Source organism: Mesorhizobium loti (assembly GCF_013170705.1).
In the GTDB taxonomy this organism is placed as follows: Bacteria; Pseudomonadota; Alphaproteobacteria; order Rhizobiales; family Rhizobiaceae; genus Mesorhizobium; species Mesorhizobium loti_D.
Genome location: NZ_CP033334.1, coordinates 5,148,674 through 5,164,738, shown reverse-complemented (window position 1 = coordinate 5,164,738; position 16,065 = coordinate 5,148,674). Strand labels below are relative to the sequence as shown.

At 61.8% G+C, this 16,065-nt stretch carries 17 protein-coding genes; 13 read left to right on the top strand and 4 right to left on the bottom strand.

The features are described 5' to 3' along the window. Nucleotides 1-182: 182 nt before the first annotated feature. Nucleotides 183-1,955: a glucan ABC transporter ATP-binding protein/ permease gene (locus EB815_RS25525; RefSeq protein ID WP_056562731.1), complete on the top strand. Its 1,773-nt coding sequence runs from the start codon at nt 183-185 to the stop codon at nt 1,953-1,955. Between the two features lie 168 nt (nt 1,956-2,123). Further along, the gene (locus EB815_RS25520; RefSeq protein WP_056562728.1) at nt 2,124-2,888 is read left to right on the top strand and encodes a heme ABC transporter permease; all 765 of its coding nucleotides are present in this window, start codon (nt 2,124-2,126) and stop codon (nt 2,886-2,888) included. Between the two features lie 25 nt (nt 2,889-2,913). Here the strand turns inward: EB815_RS25520 and EB815_RS25515 are convergent, their stop codons facing one another. Continuing rightward, nucleotides 2,914-3,972: a D-TA family PLP-dependent enzyme gene (locus EB815_RS25515; RefSeq protein ID WP_056562725.1), complete on the bottom strand. Its 1,059-nt coding sequence runs from the start codon at nt 3,970-3,972 to the stop codon at nt 2,914-2,916. Nucleotides 3,973-4,216: 244 nt separating this feature from the next. Here EB815_RS25515 and EB815_RS25510 point away from each other — a divergent pair, with 244 nt between their 5' ends. Beyond that, the gene (locus tag EB815_RS25510; protein ID WP_056562720.1) at nt 4,217-4,903 is read left to right on the top strand and encodes a D-lyxose/D-mannose family sugar isomerase; all 687 of its coding nucleotides are present in this window, start codon (nt 4,217-4,219) and stop codon (nt 4,901-4,903) included. Between the two features lie 567 nt (nt 4,904-5,470). Here the strand turns inward: EB815_RS25510 and EB815_RS25505 are convergent. Further along, entirely contained in the window at nt 5,471-7,156 is a 1,686-nt protein-coding gene (locus EB815_RS25505) for a hypothetical protein (RefSeq protein ID WP_056562714.1), read from the bottom strand. A 94-nt stretch (nt 7,157-7,250) separates the two neighbouring features. Between EB815_RS25505 and EB815_RS25500 the strand changes: the two genes are divergently transcribed. After that, a complete protein-coding gene (locus EB815_RS25500; protein ID WP_155772387.1) occupies nt 7,251-8,135 on the top strand; it encodes a hypothetical protein in 885 nt (294 codons plus the stop codon). Between the two features lie 60 nt (nt 8,136-8,195). Further along, nucleotides 8,196-9,206: a glycoside hydrolase family 19 protein gene (locus tag EB815_RS25495; RefSeq protein WP_056562708.1), complete on the top strand. Its 1,011-nt coding sequence runs from the start codon at nt 8,196-8,198 to the stop codon at nt 9,204-9,206. A gap of 82 nt (nt 9,207-9,288) precedes the next feature. On the opposite strand, the gene EB815_RS25490 is transcribed toward EB815_RS25495, so the two are convergent. Then, nucleotides 9,289-9,942, bottom strand: coding sequence for a hypothetical protein (locus tag EB815_RS25490; protein ID WP_065004985.1), 654 nt, complete (start codon nt 9,940-9,942; stop codon nt 9,289-9,291). A 279-nt stretch (nt 9,943-10,221) separates the two neighbouring features. Between EB815_RS25490 and EB815_RS25485 the strand changes: the two genes are divergently transcribed. Further along, nucleotides 10,222-10,617: a hypothetical protein gene (locus tag EB815_RS25485; RefSeq protein WP_065004986.1), complete on the top strand. Its 396-nt coding sequence runs from the start codon at nt 10,222-10,224 to the stop codon at nt 10,615-10,617. 119 nt (nt 10,618-10,736) lie between these two features. Here the strand turns inward: EB815_RS25485 and EB815_RS25480 are convergent, their stop codons facing one another. Beyond that, complete coding sequence (locus EB815_RS25480) at nt 10,737-11,117, bottom strand: cupin domain-containing protein (RefSeq protein ID WP_065004987.1); 381 nt, start codon at nt 11,115-11,117, stop codon at nt 10,737-10,739. A gap of 591 nt (nt 11,118-11,708) precedes the next feature. Between EB815_RS25480 and EB815_RS25475 the strand changes: the two genes are divergently transcribed. From EB815_RS25475 to EB815_RS25445, 7 genes are all read left to right on the top strand, one after another. Further along, entirely contained in the window at nt 11,709-12,056 is a 348-nt protein-coding gene (locus EB815_RS25475) for a BufA1 family periplasmic bufferin-type metallophore (RefSeq protein WP_056565450.1), read from the top strand. 78 nt (nt 12,057-12,134) lie between these two features. Further along, on the top strand, nt 12,135-13,019 hold the full coding sequence (gene bufB, locus EB815_RS25470; protein ID WP_171883363.1) for an MNIO family bufferin maturase: 885 nt from the start codon (nt 12,135-12,137) through the stop codon (nt 13,017-13,019). Continuing rightward, nucleotides 13,006-13,797, top strand: coding sequence for an HvfC/BufC N-terminal domain-containing protein (locus EB815_RS25465; protein ID WP_056562691.1), 792 nt, complete (start codon nt 13,006-13,008; stop codon nt 13,795-13,797). Before bufB ends, EB815_RS25465 begins: the two co-directional genes overlap by 14 nt. Continuing rightward, nucleotides 13,784-14,302, top strand: coding sequence for a DoxX family protein (locus EB815_RS25460; protein ID WP_056562687.1), 519 nt, complete (start codon nt 13,784-13,786; stop codon nt 14,300-14,302). Before EB815_RS25465 ends, EB815_RS25460 begins: the two co-directional genes overlap by 14 nt. A 16-nt stretch (nt 14,303-14,318) precedes the next feature. Beyond that, the gene (locus EB815_RS25455) at nt 14,319-14,981 is read left to right on the top strand and encodes a sigma-70 family RNA polymerase sigma factor (RefSeq protein WP_056565447.1); all 663 of its coding nucleotides are present in this window, start codon (nt 14,319-14,321) and stop codon (nt 14,979-14,981) included. Continuing rightward, complete coding sequence (locus EB815_RS25450) at nt 14,968-15,633, top strand: NrsF family protein (protein WP_196772374.1); 666 nt, start codon at nt 14,968-14,970, stop codon at nt 15,631-15,633. The genes EB815_RS25455 and EB815_RS25450 overlap by 14 nt, the downstream gene beginning before the upstream one ends. Nucleotides 15,634-15,654: 21 nt before the next feature. Beyond that, on the top strand, nt 15,655-16,053 hold the full coding sequence (locus tag EB815_RS25445) for a thioredoxin family protein (RefSeq protein WP_056562680.1): 399 nt from the start codon (nt 15,655-15,657) through the stop codon (nt 16,051-16,053). Nucleotides 16,054-16,065 lie beyond the last annotated feature (12 nt).

The following is a 16,065-nucleotide window of genomic DNA, read 5'->3' as shown; positions in this document are numbered from 1 at the left end:
TTATCTCAAACCGTTAGGTGATCACGTCAGATTTCGTATCGTCGTCATCTTTTGTTCGCTAAATGGGAACGGAAGCGATAGACGGGCATTGTTTTGCGACGCATCAACCGTTACGTGTCATGGAATGGTGCAGTGCACAATACTGGTATTGGGCACAATACAGAGTTGGCGGAGTAGCTGAAGTGTCACTTCTGCAGATCTATTGGAGAGCGCTGGGCTATCTGGCCGCCGACAAGAAGCGCGTGGCGCTGATCTGTTCGGCCAACGTCGCCCTTGCCGCCATAGCCATTCTTGAGCCGATCATGTTTGGCCGGGTCATCGATGCGATTTCCGCGCGCGGCTCGGTGTTCTCCACGCTTGCCGTATGGGCCGGCCTGGGCGCCTTCAATGTGATCGCTTTCGTCCTGGTGGCACGCGGCGCGGACCGCTTTGCCCACGCAAGGCGTAGCGAAGTGCTGTGCCAGTCCTTCGAACGCGTCATCACCATGCCGCTCGCCTGGCATCATCAGCGCGGCACTTCCAACGCGCTGCACACCTTGTTGCGCGCCGTCGAGACGCTGTTCAGCCTGTGGCTTGAATTCATGCGCCAGCATCTGTCCACCGCCGTTGCACTCGTGCTGCTGGTGCCGACGGCGCTCAGCATGGACGTGCGCATGTCGATGGTGCTGCTCGGGCTCGGTGTGCTCTATGTCTGCATCGGCCGGCTGGTCATGAAGCGCACCAAGGCAGGCCAGGCCGCCGTCGAGCGTCACTACCACAAGGTGTTCGCGCATGTGACGGACTCGGTGAGCAACGTCGCTGTTCTGCAGAGCTACAACCGTCTGGGCCACGAGGCCGAGACGCTGCGCCGCTATGTCAAGAACCTGCTCGACGCGCAAAACCCCGTGCTCGACTGGTGGGCCATCGCCAATGCGCTCAATCGCCTGTCGTCGACGATCTCGATGATGGTGGTGCTTCTGATCGGCGCCTACCTAGTCACGCATGGCCAGTTGCGCGTCGGCGACGTGATCGCCTTCACAGGCTTCGCCACGCTGCTGATCTCGCGGCTCGACCAGATGTCGGCTTTCGCCAATCAGATCTCGGAAGCCCGCGCCAAGCTCGAGGACTTCTACAAGCTCGAGGACTCGGCCGCCGACGCCGCGGAGCCCGATGGCCTGCGCGACCTCACCAATGTCACCGGCCATGTCCGTTTCGAGGATGTCAGCTTCGAATTCGCCAATTCGGGGCAAGGCGTCAGCGACGTCTCCTTCGAGGTCCAGGCCGGCCAGACGGTTGCCATCGTCGGACCGACGGGTGCCGGCAAGACCACGCTGATCAATCTACTGCAGCGCGTCTTCTCGCCGTCCAGCGGCCGCATCCTGATCGATGGCATCGATACCCGCACCGTGACCCGCAAGTCGCTGCGCCATTCGATCGCCACCGTGTTCCAGGACGCCGGGCTTCTCAACCGCTCGATCGAGGACAATATCCGCGTCGGCCGCGCCGATGCGAGCAATGACGAGATCCATGCCGCCGCCGTCGCGGCTGCCGCGCAGGACTTCATCCTGGCCAAGAGCAATGGCTACGACACCGTGGTCGGCGAGCGTGGCGGCCAGCTGTCGGGTGGCGAGCGCCAGCGCATAGCCATTGCCCGCGCCGTGCTGAAGGATGCTCCGATCCTGGTGCTCGACGAGGCAACCAGCGCGCTCGACGTCGAGACCGAGGACCGCGTCAAGGAAGCGATCGACGAGCTGCGGCGCGACCGCACCACCTTCATCATCGCGCACCGCCTGACCACCGTTCGCGACGCCGATCTGGTCGTGTTCATGGACAAGGGCAGGGTTGTCGAAATGGGCGGCTTCGCCGAACTGTCGCTGCGCAACGGCCGCTTTGCCAGCCTGCTGCGCGCCGGCGGCTTGCTCAACGACGAAGAAGTCCGCCGTCTCAGCCGCTCCGTGCAGGGCGAGGCCGCGTAAGAATCGTCCTTTTTACCTCTTCCTTGTGGGGAGGTCGGACCAGATGTGCCGGGGGGCAGCGCCGCCCTTTGGCTCGCAGCGATCGTCCCCGCGAGGGGCAGGGCTGATCCAGCCTGCGACACCGCCGCTCGATTGCCCCGATCGCGCCGGCGGTCTATGTAAAGTCGCATGAGCGACACGACTTCACGCCCGAGCGGCTGGATGGACCTTGCCAACCCGACGCGCTTCGTCGCGCTGGTGGACAGGATCGTGCCGTGGCTGGCGGCGATCGCCGCACTCATCCTTGCGGTGGGCCTCTATATGAGCTTCACCGCGCCCGAGGATTTCCAGCAAGGCATCACCGTCCGCATCATGTACATCCACGTGCCTTTCGCCTGGCTCGCCATGATGTGCTACACGCTGATGGCGGTTTCCGCCCTCGGCACGCTGGTCTGGCGCCATCCGCTGGCCGATGTCGCGCTGAAATCGGCGGCACCCATCGGCGCGGTCTTCACGGCACTTGCGCTGATCACCGGTTCGATCTGGGGCAAGCCGATGTGGGGCACCTGGTGGGTGTGGGATGCCCGCCTGACCTCGGTCTTCGTGCTGTTCCTGATGTATCTCGGCATCATCGCGCTGACCCGCGCACTCGATGATGCCAGCCGCGCAGCCTGGGCCGCCGCCATCATCACGCTGGTCGGCTTCATCAACATCCCGATCATCAAATTCTCGGTCGACTGGTGGAACACGCTGCACCAGCCGGCCTCGGTGTTCCGGATGGACGGCCCGACCATCGATCCCAGCCTGCTTTGGCCACTGCTGGTCATGGCTATCGGCTTTACCGCGCTGTTCTTCGCGCTGCACTTGATGGCAATGCGCACCGAGATACGCCGCCGCAGGGTCATCGCCATGCGCAGGGTCGCGGCTCGACAGGCGGAACGGCAACCGGGCTAGTTCACCCGTTACCCGCCGAAAGAGCTCACGCCATCAGCCCGCGCGCAGCGACCGGCAGCGTTTCCAGCACTTTCTCGCCGTCGATCAGGTTGACCTGGTTGAAGAGATTGGTGACGACACAGCAATGATCGGGCACCACGCGCACGCGATCGCCGATGCGCAGTTTCGCTTCACCGGAAAGCGTGACGGTGCCATGCTCTTCGCTAAGCCCGGTCACCCTTGCGTCGGCAGCGCCGAGCAACTCGCCAAAATCCTTTAACCCGAGCGTGTCGCTGGACAGCGCCTTGCTGCCCGCATCGAGTATGGCACGCGTCGGCGTCGGGTGGCTGACCACGGTCGACAGCACCGTCAGCGCGCAATCGTCCAAGGTGCCGACCCCTTTGGCGACCTGATAGCGGTCGAGATAGATGTAGGTGCCTGGCCGATACTCGGTGACGACAGATGTATCGCTGGACCGCCACATGTCGGGCGTGCCGCCGCTGGAGATGCGTTCGCAGGCGAGACCCGAACCGGTCAGCGCCTGCCTGGCGTCGGCGAGCCACGCTTCGGCCTCCGCTGCGCGACCGGCCGCCGGATAGGTCATCAGCCCGCCAAAGGCGAGGCCACCGGCCTTGTCGATCGCCCTTGCCAGCGCAACCGCCTCATCGGCCGTCTGGACGCCGCAGCGGCCCATGCCGGTGTCGCATTCGACCAGCACGGGGAGGCGATGGCCGGCATCGGTGAATGTGGCGGCCAGTCCTTCCAGCGTATCCATGCTGTCCGCCGTGACTGACAGGGTCACGCGACCGTGCAGCGCCTTCAGCCGCTCCAGCTTGGCGCGGCCGAGGATGTTGTAGGGAAGAAAAATGTCGGTCAGCCCGGCATCGGCCATCACCTCGGCCTCGCCGATCTTCTGGCAGGTGATGCCGACGGCACCCGCCGCCACCTGCTTCTTCGCCCAGTAAGGCAGCTTGTGCGTCTTGATGTGCGGCCTGAGCTTCAGCCCGTTTCGGTCGGCATGGGCCTGTGCGCGTGCAATGTTGGCTTCGGCGCGCGCGGCGTCGATCAGGATCGACGGCGTGTCGAGGTCGTGGATGGTCGGCATGGGCTATCACTCTGTGAGAATTCGCGGGGGTTATGAGCCTGAAAGCGGTTGATGTCACGCGGCCAGCGGACCGGATCGGTGGGCCATCCGCGCGTGGCGCAGCACCGGGCAGGCGCGAGATGGATCGACACCGCATCGGCGTTCGGCTATGCGATTTGCAATGCATGTCGCCCAAAAGTGCCCAGCGGTTTTGGGATGACGACAAGCAACAACCTAAAGCGTGTCGACACGAGGGGTTACGATCATGAAACGCTCCGCCATCAATGACATCATCCGCGAAGCCGACGCTTTCATCCGCTCGTTCGGCTACATCATGCCGCCCTTCGCCTACTGGTCGCCCGAGGAGATGAAGGCGCGCCAGGTCGACTCCTCCGCAATATTCACCTCGCGGCTCGGCTGGGACATCACCGATTACGGCCAGGAGAAATTCAACGAACTCGGCCTGTTCCTGTTCACCGTGCGCAATGGCCGCTACGAGGACATGAAGAAGGGCATGGGCATGCTCTATGCCGAGAAGATCATGATCTCGCGCAAGGACCAGCTGTCGCCCATGCACCGCCACAACATCAAGGCCGAGGACATCATCAACCGTGGCGGCGGCAAGCTGGTGCTGGAACTGTTCATGCACGATCGAGACGGCGGCATCGACCCCAAGGCGGAGGTTTCCGTGTCGGTCGACGGGACCATCCACAGGCTGCCGGCGGGCGGCCTCCTGAAGCTCGACCCGGGTCAGAGCGTCACACTGCTGCCCGGCGTCTGGCACGCCTTCTGGGCCGAGGGCAAGGACGTGCTGATCGGTGAGGTGTCGACCGTCAACGACGACCTGACCGACAACGTGTTCCGCGAGCCGATCGGCCGCTTTTCCAACATCGACGAGGATGTTGCTCCAGTGCACCTGCTGGTGGCTGACTACGAGAAATGGCTGGGCTGAGGGCAGGGCGGCGGTCGCCTGCCGTCAGCTTTTAATGGTAGCCTGGCGCCGGCTGCGCGCTCGTCCGGCACAGGTATGACATGTCTGATCGTCAGTTGAGCCACGGCGTTCGACAAGCCGAGGCTTGAGGTTTGAAGGATAGCTTTGCCGAGGCCCAGCTTAATTGCGGCAGCCTCATCAAAATGGATGGCGACTCTCGTCCACGCCTGTGGTGGCATCCAGCTCAGGTGGAGAGCGGGGACCGGAGCGACAGGTGGTCCTCCGGCAGGGGGGCCAACTCCCTCATTGAGTGCGCCTCTTTATGCGCTCCGACCGAGGAGAACGGAGAATGCAATATCCTGGCGAGTGGAACAAAAGGCTGCCTCGTACTCAGCCAGAAGATGAGCGTCAGGCGCGGCTCGAGAAAACGGCCAGGCTTAAGCGGCTTCGGTCTTACGCTTCCTGGCTGGCGCCTGACCCACACGCCCAACTTCATGATGAGATAGACTGCTCTGCGCTAATTGAGGAAGGCAGATCAGTGGGGCTGGCCTGATCGGCAGGGTGAAGCTGGGGGCCGCCTGCCGAGCCTCAATGACAGCAGCTGGCCGCCGGTGGCACGCTCGTTCGGCACAGGCATGACGAACTGATCGCAACATCGGCCTTGGCCATCGCCGTGGCGAGTCTTGCCTGCAGGGCCGGCAGCTCTTCGCGTTCGCCGCGGCGCCTCAAGCATTCCACCAGCCCGTGCAGCGCCCAGACATTGTCCGGGTGCTGGGCGCAGCGTTGCACCTTGGCGCTCAGGCCGAGATCGTCGCGATAGACCTGCTCGGCCTCTTGCGCATGGCCCTGGTCGAGAAGCAGCGCCGCCAGCGCATGGCGCGGCGGGTGCATCCACGCCCATGGCTCGGTGTAGGAAAGGTCGTCGTCCAGCTCGACCGCCTGCCGCAAATGGGCGTAGGCCTCCTCGTGCCGGCCCTGATGGTAGGCGAGCTCGCCATCCAGCAAGGCGGCACCGACGGCCAGCGAAGCGCGGGTCGGGTTGCTGAGGAAACGCCGTTCGGCCGGGATGTTCTCCATATGCCTCTGGAACCGCTTGCGCTCGCGCTCGGCCTCCGTGAATTGCCTGAGCGTCGCATGCGCGACACCCTTGGCGTAGTGCTGCATGGCCGCCGTCAGTACATACAGGCCGGGCTCTTCAACCACCGGTTCGTCGATGATCTCCTGCCAGCGGCCGAAGCGCACCTGCACATGCGATTTCATCGCATGATAGCCTTCCACCGTTTGCGTCAGCTTGGGCCGGGCCTGGATGGCGACCACGTCTCGCGTCACCAGGCTGCGCACCTTGTCGGCGGCCCAAAGGGCCGGCCGGTACTGGCCGAGGAACATGCAGGTGAACATCATCAGATGCAGGTCGTGGCAGCAGCCGAGCAGATAATAGGTCGGCTCGTCGGCATAGGCGAGATAGAGGTCGTTGGCGCGGACAGCCTTTTCGCTGGCGATCTTCGCCTTCTCATAATCGCCGCACAGCACATAGATATGCCCCGGCATGTGGTTCATGTGCCCGGCATCGGGGCACATCGCGCCCAGCCGGTCGGCCGAGCGAATGCCGCGTTCCGGCATGGTGGACATTTCCAGCAGATGGATATGCAGGTGCAGGATCGCCGGGTGCTGTGCCGCGCCGGCCTCATCGGCGAGCCGGATCGACCGCTCGCAAACCTCCAGGGCCTCGACGACATCGGAATTCGGCGCCGGTTCACCGGTCTTGAGGTTCCAAAGCCGCCGCACCGTGCGCATCATCAGCGCCTCGACCAGCAGCGCCATCACATCATGGTCGTGGGGAAAGTCCTGGTACACCCGCCGCATCGCGGCGGCGTAGGCATCATCCCATTGTTCGAATTCCTGCGGGCTTACCTTGTGCGGCTTTTGAAAACGGCTGGCCAGCGCCTCGATCAGTCGCCGTTCGACATCGCTGGCGCCAGCGGCATTGGCGCGCGCCAGCTGGACATGCTCGAAACAGCGTTTCGTCGCCCTGTTGGCCTCGTCTTCGCCATGTTCCTTCCAGGTCAGGTTATAGAAAGGCCCGGCCGCATAGGCGATGCCCCAATGCACGAAGCCGCAGTCGGGATCCGTCTCCAGCGCCTTCTCAAAGCACTTGATGCCTTCCTCATGATTGAAGCCATAGCACCAGTTGAGCCCGATATCGAACCAGCGCTGGGTTTCGGTTGAGCGAGTGGAGATGGGGCGGCGATAGGTGCCGAGGTCGAAGCGGTCCATGGGGTCCATGCAATAAGACGGCCAGGCGCGAAGCCAGCCAAGTTTTGTCCGCGGGCAATTTGTAACGAATGTCGTCGCTTGGCAAACGCCGTGGATGGATATCCATGGCGACGCGGGCGGGATCGGGTTCAGCGTGTCAAATGCGCTTGTTGGTGCTTATCCGAAATTCACGATCGTTTCACGCCCACCCTGCAAGAAGAGGGTGCCATCCAGGCAAATGATTTTATTGGATATATCTGGAAAGGCGGGAAAAATGACTGCGTTAAAAGCATTGACGAGTGTCACTATCCTTGCATCGGCTTGCATGGGCATTTCCTCTGCCGAAATCGTATACGCGGACGAGCCTGCCCATAATCCTGTGATCTCCGATCATTGGGCTTGCGGAAGCCGGATTGAAGTCAGTCCGGAAATCGTTGCGTCCTTTCACCCGACCTACGTCCATCCCGCGAAGGACAAGCTTCCAGCGTTCGTCGGGGGCTTTGTCAAAGACATGGAAAACGGCGGAGTTTATTCCACGATATTCGTAAAAGAGGCGGACGCGTGGAAGGCCTTTGCCGTGCAGGAGCAGGCCAGTTTTTCGAATATCTATGTGCATGCGGAAACTGGGCGGGCCATATTTTTCTCGATGATCAGTGTCGAGGGGCCAGGCCAATCTTATCAGGTTTTGTCAACGCGAGATGGCTTTGCGACGGTCAAGTGTGGCGAGGTGCCTGCGCCAAAAACCAAACTTGATACGTTGGATTATATGCAGATCAGATCGGTTCTTCTGGATGCCGCAGGCGATGGCAGTCTGGACGGCATCGTCCATTTTTCCGAAGAGCGAAAGCCCGAGTGTTTCACAGCCAGCAGCAAGGATGGTGGGCTGAATTGGTCGGCACCCGCTAAAACGGATCAATGCATCGACAGTGTTGTCGAGGTGTTGGCCCCGTTCGATGAGGGATCCGGCCCGGTACAGGATTTGAGGTCGTTGGCGCGGTAATAGCTGGCCCGCCGAAATAAAGCGAGAAGGCCCTGTGATGGGCGAAATGGGAGAGAAATTATGAGTTTCGATCGTCCCTTCTTCTTTAATAGCATTCGGTCCCTGTTTGGCGGTCTCAGCCAGGCTCAAGTCAGCGGAATGTCGGCGGTGCTGGATCAGTGGGAGATCCGGATGCCCAATGCCGACCAGCGCTGGCTGGGTTACATGTTTGCGACGACTTTTCATGAGACCGCCAGACAGATGGTGCCTGTTCGCGAGGCCTACTGGCTGTCGGAGCAGTGGCGAAAGACGCATCTGAGCTACTACCCATATTATGGGCGTGGCTACGTTCAACTGACCCATCAGACCAACTACAAGAAGGCCGGAGACTTTGTCGGGGCGAACCTTGTTCAGTCTCCGGACCTTGCCTTGAGACCTGACTATGCCGCGGCGGCGATGTTTGTCGGCATGGTGCAGGGTTGGTTCCGAGGCGACGCGCACGGCCCGCACACGCTGACGCGCTACTTCAACCCCCATACGAATGACCCGATCGGGGCGCGCAAGATCATCAACGGCTATGAGCCCGGCGTTGCCGAGGCAATAGCAGGATACCACAGCCGCTTCCTCTCGGCGCTGCGGCCGGCGGGTGCGGTTCCACTGGCGGTGACGATGGGGGCAATGTCATTTGATGGTCCTGTTGGCGACGGATTGGCGATGACCGAATCCGTGATGGCGCCGAGCGTCGGGCAGGACATTGGCTTCGACACGATCGCGCAGACGCGGCACGCAGGGATGAGCGAGGCGATTCAGTCTCCCGGGACTGTCTCTCCAGAAAACCCGGCGATGCCCATTCTTTCGATGACCACGGACATCATCACGGCCTATGTGGAATCGAACTCGATCGACGCCGCGCTACTTCCGGAACTGATCGCGGATGTCTACGCCGCGCTTGCAAATGCCGACAGGATCGTGGACCGCGGCCGTGGGATGCAGGAAGCGGAGCCTGTCGTTGCCGAAAGGGAGCTCTCCGCCGGCCCGAAAAAAAGACCTGGGAAGCCGTCGCCCAAGGTTGTGGAAGCGTCACCGCAATAGGCTGCAAGGCCGAGGGGCTGGTTTCCCAAAAAGGGAAGCCGCGCGGTCTAAGTCAGCCCGATGGCAACGCCGCCAGCACTCGTCAACCCGAGGTAGGTTGTCTTCGGCCGCGCCGTTGTGGCGTCGCTTCGCTCTGCCAGCCAGCCAGCTCGGGCAGGTGGTCAAGCCAACTTTTCTCGGTCATTGAAGCAGCGCCGGTCTGAAGGTCTGCCTCGGTGGCGTTTTGAATGAGCCAATCCATCCACTTGCGATAGGCAGCAGGATCCAGTTGGGGCGGCAGAACCTTGGCCTTGGCCAGCATGCGTTTGGGGAAACTGGTTTGTCTGCGGAGCTTGGTCGTCGTGAATTTGATGACCTTGCCCTGGTGTTCAACCGTCCAGCGGTCATTCCCATGGCTGGTGAGCCTGTCGATGGTAAAACCGGCATCGACCGGCCTATCCCGCCAGGGAAGCTCGATGGCATTCTTTCTCAGATCAAGAGCCCATCGCCTGTAGTCGGCCCCGGCACGCTGCGGCGGCAGCACACCGGCCTGTTCGAGCATCCTTCTGCGGAAGGTAGGCTGCTTCTTCAACTGGCCGGTTGTGAACTCGACGCGATGCCCACGAAACTCGACATGCCAACGGATCCTTCCGTTGCCGACATACTTTACCAGCCTGTCGATGACGAATTCGCGATCGGCAGGCATCACGCAGCCTTGGCGGATGCTCTCGCGAATGAATTCGGTATCAGTGACCACTACGCCGCCTCGTGCAGGAAACTTCTACGCAACCTTAGCCATTGGACCGCGCCAGCAGCCACCGATCTTTTTTTGCCTTGCAAATCTCGCTGCCTCAAGCCGCTCAAAGTGAAGCGCCGTGCCCGTTCTCGGGGGCGGGAAGCTTGATTCAGGTGCCGCGCATCACCCTGCCGCGCTTGCCGTCGGCTGCCTCGGGGCCTTCCATCCTGACACGAATGTGCGAACCGTCGTGTTAACGTCTGATGGTGTCATGCCATCGATCGGATGGCCATCGGAGCAATGGGAGAGTTCGCCACGTCCAGGATCAACCGCCGCGCCCTGCTTTTCCATTCCGGCAGCGCAGTCGTCGCCTCGACGGTTGCGGCAACCGCACGCGACACGGAGTCGCCGGGCCGAGACCAGGAACCGTCCGATAGACTGGGAGAACTGATTGAGGCGCACAGGACGGCATATGCGGCGTTCGGCAAGGCGCTGCACGACATAGGCGGCGGCGACTCCGGCAGGGCAGGCCGGGAGGAGGAGAGGGCGCTGCTCGCCATCTGCGGCCATGCCGCGGTCGAGGAAGGCGATGGCGTGGCCAAGGCCCGGTATCTTTTGGAGATCGAGGCGCGCGGCGAACTCGACCTCCCGGAGCATATGCAGGCCGTTCTTCGATCGACGATGTGGAAGGGATGAGGCGACCGGCGTGCGACCGCGACAATGGCGTGGCGCTGATATGCGCGGTGGTTGTGGACTGCATGTTCATGTTGCGGCGGCAGCCTCGCCGCGCGACGCGAACCTTTTTGCAGCCTGCCCTACGCCGGCTTGGCGTATTGCTCGGCGCTCATGACCTCGATGCAGACAAAGCGTTCGTTGCCTTCCACCCAGGCGTCGTGACCGGGCGGGATTGTGTAGGACGTACCCTTCGTGAAGGTTTTCTGATTTCCGTCATTCATCCTGACGGTGATGGTTCCGGAAACGACGTAGCCGACATGCGATACCTGACAGCTATCCGTCTTGACGACCGGCTTCACGCATTCGGACCATTTCCATCCCGGCTCCATATTGAGCCGTCCAAGCGTAAAGCCCGGAAGCCGTACCACCTCGACGCGTGTCTTGGCGGGCGAGCGAACCTCATCCGGGTTGTCGTGAGATTTGGATTCAAGTTTGGTGACATTCATTCCACCATCGGCCATGGCATCCTCCCATACGCGACGCGGACCCAAAAGCGGGCACCTTCAATTATATTAGAAAATGCTTTTATAAGCAAAGGCTCGGCCACAGCCCGCGCTCATCACCTGAATGGGTGACTGCGGACATTAGATTCTGGCGCGTGCCGTCATTGGTCGTGAACATCAGTTAGCGCAAGTCCCTTGGAATTGATCCAGAAGTTCGCCGGAGATTCTCCAACAAACTATGCTCGCGCCCTGCGATAGCTGTAACCCACTGAAGGTTGCGCAGCGAGATTGCCATTAGCGTGCTCCTAGCCGTCTTCGAATCGCTGACCGTTCACAACGCCTCGTCGGGCAAAGTGGACCCGGCCCATCAATGTGAAATAGAGGGCAGACCTCGGTATTGAGCCCGCAATTTCTTGGAAAAGCGAATTGCCTCCGGGATCGACGCCAGGACGACAACGTGCCCGCCAGTATTGGTCTCCGCCAGATCGAGGTCGCGATCGCTTTTTTGCGGACTCGCGTAACCTAAACGGTCCTCCGAGCGAACTTGGATAGAGCGAGCCATCACTGGCCTCGTCTGGCGAAGGCCAGTTTCACTCAGTGGAGAAACAGATGTCCAACCGCATGATCTCAGCCGTCGTTTCCGCAGCGTTCGCAACCGCGGTCGTCTCGCTCGCGCCTGCTTATGCCGCCATGAGCACGAGCAAGGCCGACATGGAAAAGATGATGAAGGAAACCCAGGCCAAGAACCAGGCCAAGATGAAAACCGGCAAGTTCGAGAAATGCTACGGCGTGGCGGTGAAGGGCCACAACGACTGCTACGCCGGCGCCGGCACGACCTGCGCGGGCACCAGCATGATCGACTACCAGGGCAATGCCTGGAAGCTCGTCGCCAAGGGTAGCTGCACCACAATCTCGACCCCGAGCGGCCACGGCAGCCTCAAGCCCCTCAAGGCCTAAACGTCGGTGGTGATGGGCGGTATTCCCGGCTGCCCATCACAAACCTACCGACCTCTCTGGACAGGCCCCACCATGAACATGCACTCTCTTCAAAACTTTCGCGCGGCGACTATCCCCGCCAGAGCGGGCGTCGGGCTCAAGCCTGAGCATTACCGGATCATCCTGGAGTCAGCTCCCGATCTCGGTTTCTTTGAGGTCCATGCGGAGAACTATATGGGTGCGGGTGGCCCGCCGCACCGCTATCTCACTGCCATTCGGGAGCGCTACCCGCTGTCGCTCCATGGCGTCGGCCTGTCGATCGGCGGCGATCGTCCTCTTGATCGTGATCATCTGGTCCGGCTCAAGGCGCTGATCACCCGATATGAACCCGGTCTCTTTTCCGAGCATCTGGCCTGGTCGACTCATGACGCGGGGTTCATGGATGACCTTCTGCCAGTGCCTTATACGAGGGAGACCCTTGCGCGGGTCTGCCAGCATATCGACGAGGTCCAAGAGTTTCTCGGGCGGCAGATGCTGCTTGAGAATCCTTCGACCTACCTGGCCTTTGTCGAAAGCACCTACGACGAGGTCGACTTCATGGCCGAAATTGCGAAACGCACGGACTGCGGACTGCTGCTCGATGTCAACAACGTGCATATCGCCTGCACCAATCAGCAGTGGGATCCTATCGACTACATCGACCGCTTCCCACTTACCCGCGTGCAGGAGATTCATCTGGCGGGTTACACCCAGGAAACCGACGATAGGGATCGCCCACTCCTTATCGATACCCATGACCGCCCCGTCAGTCAGAGAGTTTGGGCGCTGTATTCCAAGTCAGTGACCCGGACAGGGGCTCTCCCGACCCTGATCGAATGGGACGCCAATGTCCCGTCGTGGAGCGAGTTGAAGTCGGAAGCCGATCGTGCCGAGACTATTCTTCGCGACAAGGGCAGCAAGGGACCGCGCCATGCTGTCGCTTGACGAACGGTTGAGGAGCTTTGGCGCTGCTTTGCTCGATCCGGGCCAGTTGGTCCCTCCGGGACTCGTCGGGCCTGACGGCGAGCCCAGCCCTAAGCGCTTTGCGGTCTACCGCAACAATGTGGTCGTCGGACTGACGGAGGCGCTTCGCGCCGCCTACCCTGCGGTCGTTCGGATTGTCGGCGATGAGTTCTTCGATGCCATAGCGGGCATTTTCCTTCGCCGCTCGCCGCCCGCGACCCCGGTCCTCTTGGAATACGGCGCGGGCTTTCCGGAGTTCCTGCGCGGCTTTCCCCCAGCCGCGACTGTGCCTTATCTCAGCGACGTGGCGTGCATCGAACGGTCCTTCACGGAGGCCTTCCACGGGACGGACGCGACCTCGCTCGAGCCGGCGGCTTTCAACGCGATTCCACAGCATGTCGCACCTTTGATGAGCTTTTCGCTCCATCCGACGCTGAGACTGGTGCGCTCGACCTTCCCGGCCTTGACGATCTGGCAGATGAACCAGCCTGGCTGCAGTCCGGCACCGGTGAACCTCGACGTGGCCGAGGATGTCATGCTGGTGAGACCAGACGCCGACGTGGAAATCCGCGCAATGCCGCCCGGTGCATTTGAGTTCGTAAGCGCCCTTGCCGAAGGCCGCTGCCTGGCGGAGGCCGCCAAGACGGGGTTTCGTGCCGATGAGCGGTTCGACCTGGCGGGCAATATTCAAGATTTGATTGCCATCGGTGCGCTCACCGGTTGGCACCTTCCTGAGGGGACAAGCGATGTTGCCAGCTAGAAACGCGAACCCCGGCCTGCTCGACGGCCTGATCGCGGCTGTGCGGGCGGGGCTGAGCGGCTTGGCCGGCATTGCCGCCTTGGTGGCACCGATCGCTCTGCGAATTGCCCTCGCGATGCCGTTCCTGATGTCGGGCATGACCAAGTGGGACGGCTTCCTGCAACTGGCGCCGACCGCTTCGTACCTCTTCGAGGATGAATTCAAGCTGCACATTTTCGGCCAGCTCTACGACATGCCGGCGCCCGACCTGATGGCGCTCCTGGATGGCATCGCAGAGATCGTACTGCCGATTTTGCTCATCGTCGGCCTGGCGACGCGCCTCAGCGCTTTGGCTCTCCTAGTGATGACCGGCGTCATCCAGCTCGTCGTGCCCGAGGGATGGGCCAACTTCCATTTGCCTTGGGCAGCCTTGGCGATCGCAATTGTTGCGGTCGGACCCGGGCCGGCCTCGCTGGACCGCCTGCTCGACGGCCTTGCTGGCCTAGCATCGGATGGCAACGCGTGAGGAAAGCACCATTCCGATGACACATGCGACGCGCAAAACGCAACCAAAGCTCCGGCTCGTGTCGGACGAAGAGGGCGGTCCAGCCGCCGTTCGTCCGAAGGCGGCGCACATGCGACGGACAATTCCCGACGTCGAATGGTCCATCCTGATGACGCGGGCCCAGGAGGGCGATTCACAGTCCTACGAACGGCTGCTGCGTGAGATCACTCCCTACCTCCGATCCTATGTGGCCCGATGGTACACTCCGCCGTCCGATCGCGAGGACGTCGTGCAGGACATCCTGCTGACGCTCCACTCCATCCGTCACACTTTCGACCCGACGCGCCCGTTCGGGCCGTGGCTTCATGCGATCGCCAATCGACGTGTTGTCGATCGGTCGCGCAGAGGGACGCGCATCCGGACGCGTGAAACGCAGCTTCCGGACGGCTACGAAGAATGGTGGGCAAGCCCCGACACCGCAACGGACAGCGATTCGATAGGCCTGGCCCGCGCCGTCACGAACCTTCCGCCCATCCAGCAGACGGCGATCCGGCTTCTGAAGTTGGAAGGCCTATCGCTGAAGGAGGCGGCAGCGGCTACAGGCATTTCAATTGGTTCGCTCAAAGTGGCCACGCACCGCGCCATTGCAAGCCTGCGCAGGGCAATCCTCAAGGGAGACGACAGTCGTGAGAACCGATGATCTCATTGCCGGTTTGGCAAGCGACGTAAAGCCCGTCAAACGGCTTCGGCCGCCGGTAAACCGTGCGGCAATCTGGCTTCTGCTCGCCGCGATGGTCCTGTTTCTGCTGGTCATCAGCCAAGGCATCCGTTTCGACCTGGCACAGTGTCTGCGCGAGCCTTCCTTCGTGATCGGAATGACGGCTTCGCTCGCAACCGGAATCCTCTCGGCGATCGCCGCCTTCGCGCTGAGCTTGCCGGATCGCTCGCGGCTGTGGCTGTTGTTGCCGATTCCGGCCCTCAGCCTTTGGCTGTCGAACATCGGCTATCAATGCCTCACGCAATGGGTGAGCATCGGTCCGCAAGGCGTGACCTTCGGCGAAACCGCCCGGTGTTTCGCCACGATCGTTCTGACGAGCCTGCCGCTGTCTCTCGCTATGCTGGTCATGCTGCGCCATTCGGCGTTGCTGCGACCGCGCATCGTGACGGTCATGGGCAGCCTGTCCATCGCGGCCATCACGGCCACGGCACTGTCCTTGATCCACCCGATCGATGCGACCGTCATGATCCTGATCATGAACGTCGGCATGGCCGCGATGCTCGTCTTTTTGGGCGGTGTCTTTGCGCGCACGATGTTTGGCTGGGTGGCGCCGCGATCCCCGACCCTCAACTGATCCGACTCTTGGAGAATAGCCATGAACCGACGCCAATTTGCCACCTTTGCTGTCGCGACGTCTCTGATAGCCGCAATCTCGGCGCTCCCGGCCGTAGCTGCGAACAGGCAACACTTCTCCGGGGAGGCCTTTTCCGCAGCCCAGAAACGGAACGCGCGCATCCTGGTCGATATCTCGGCGAATTGGTGCCCGACCTGCCGGGCACAAGAGCCGATCGTCAATGCCTTGATGGATGAAGCCGGAAACCAAAATGTGGTCATCTTCGATGTCGACTTCGATACGCAAAAAGAGGTCGTCCGCTATTTCAACGCGCGCACGCAAAGCACTCTGATCGCCTTCCGCGGGCCGAACGAAACGGGCCGCTCGGTTGGAGATACCGCCCCCCAGTCGATCGCGAGCCTTGTCCAGTCGACTCATTGAGCGCCGTCGTCC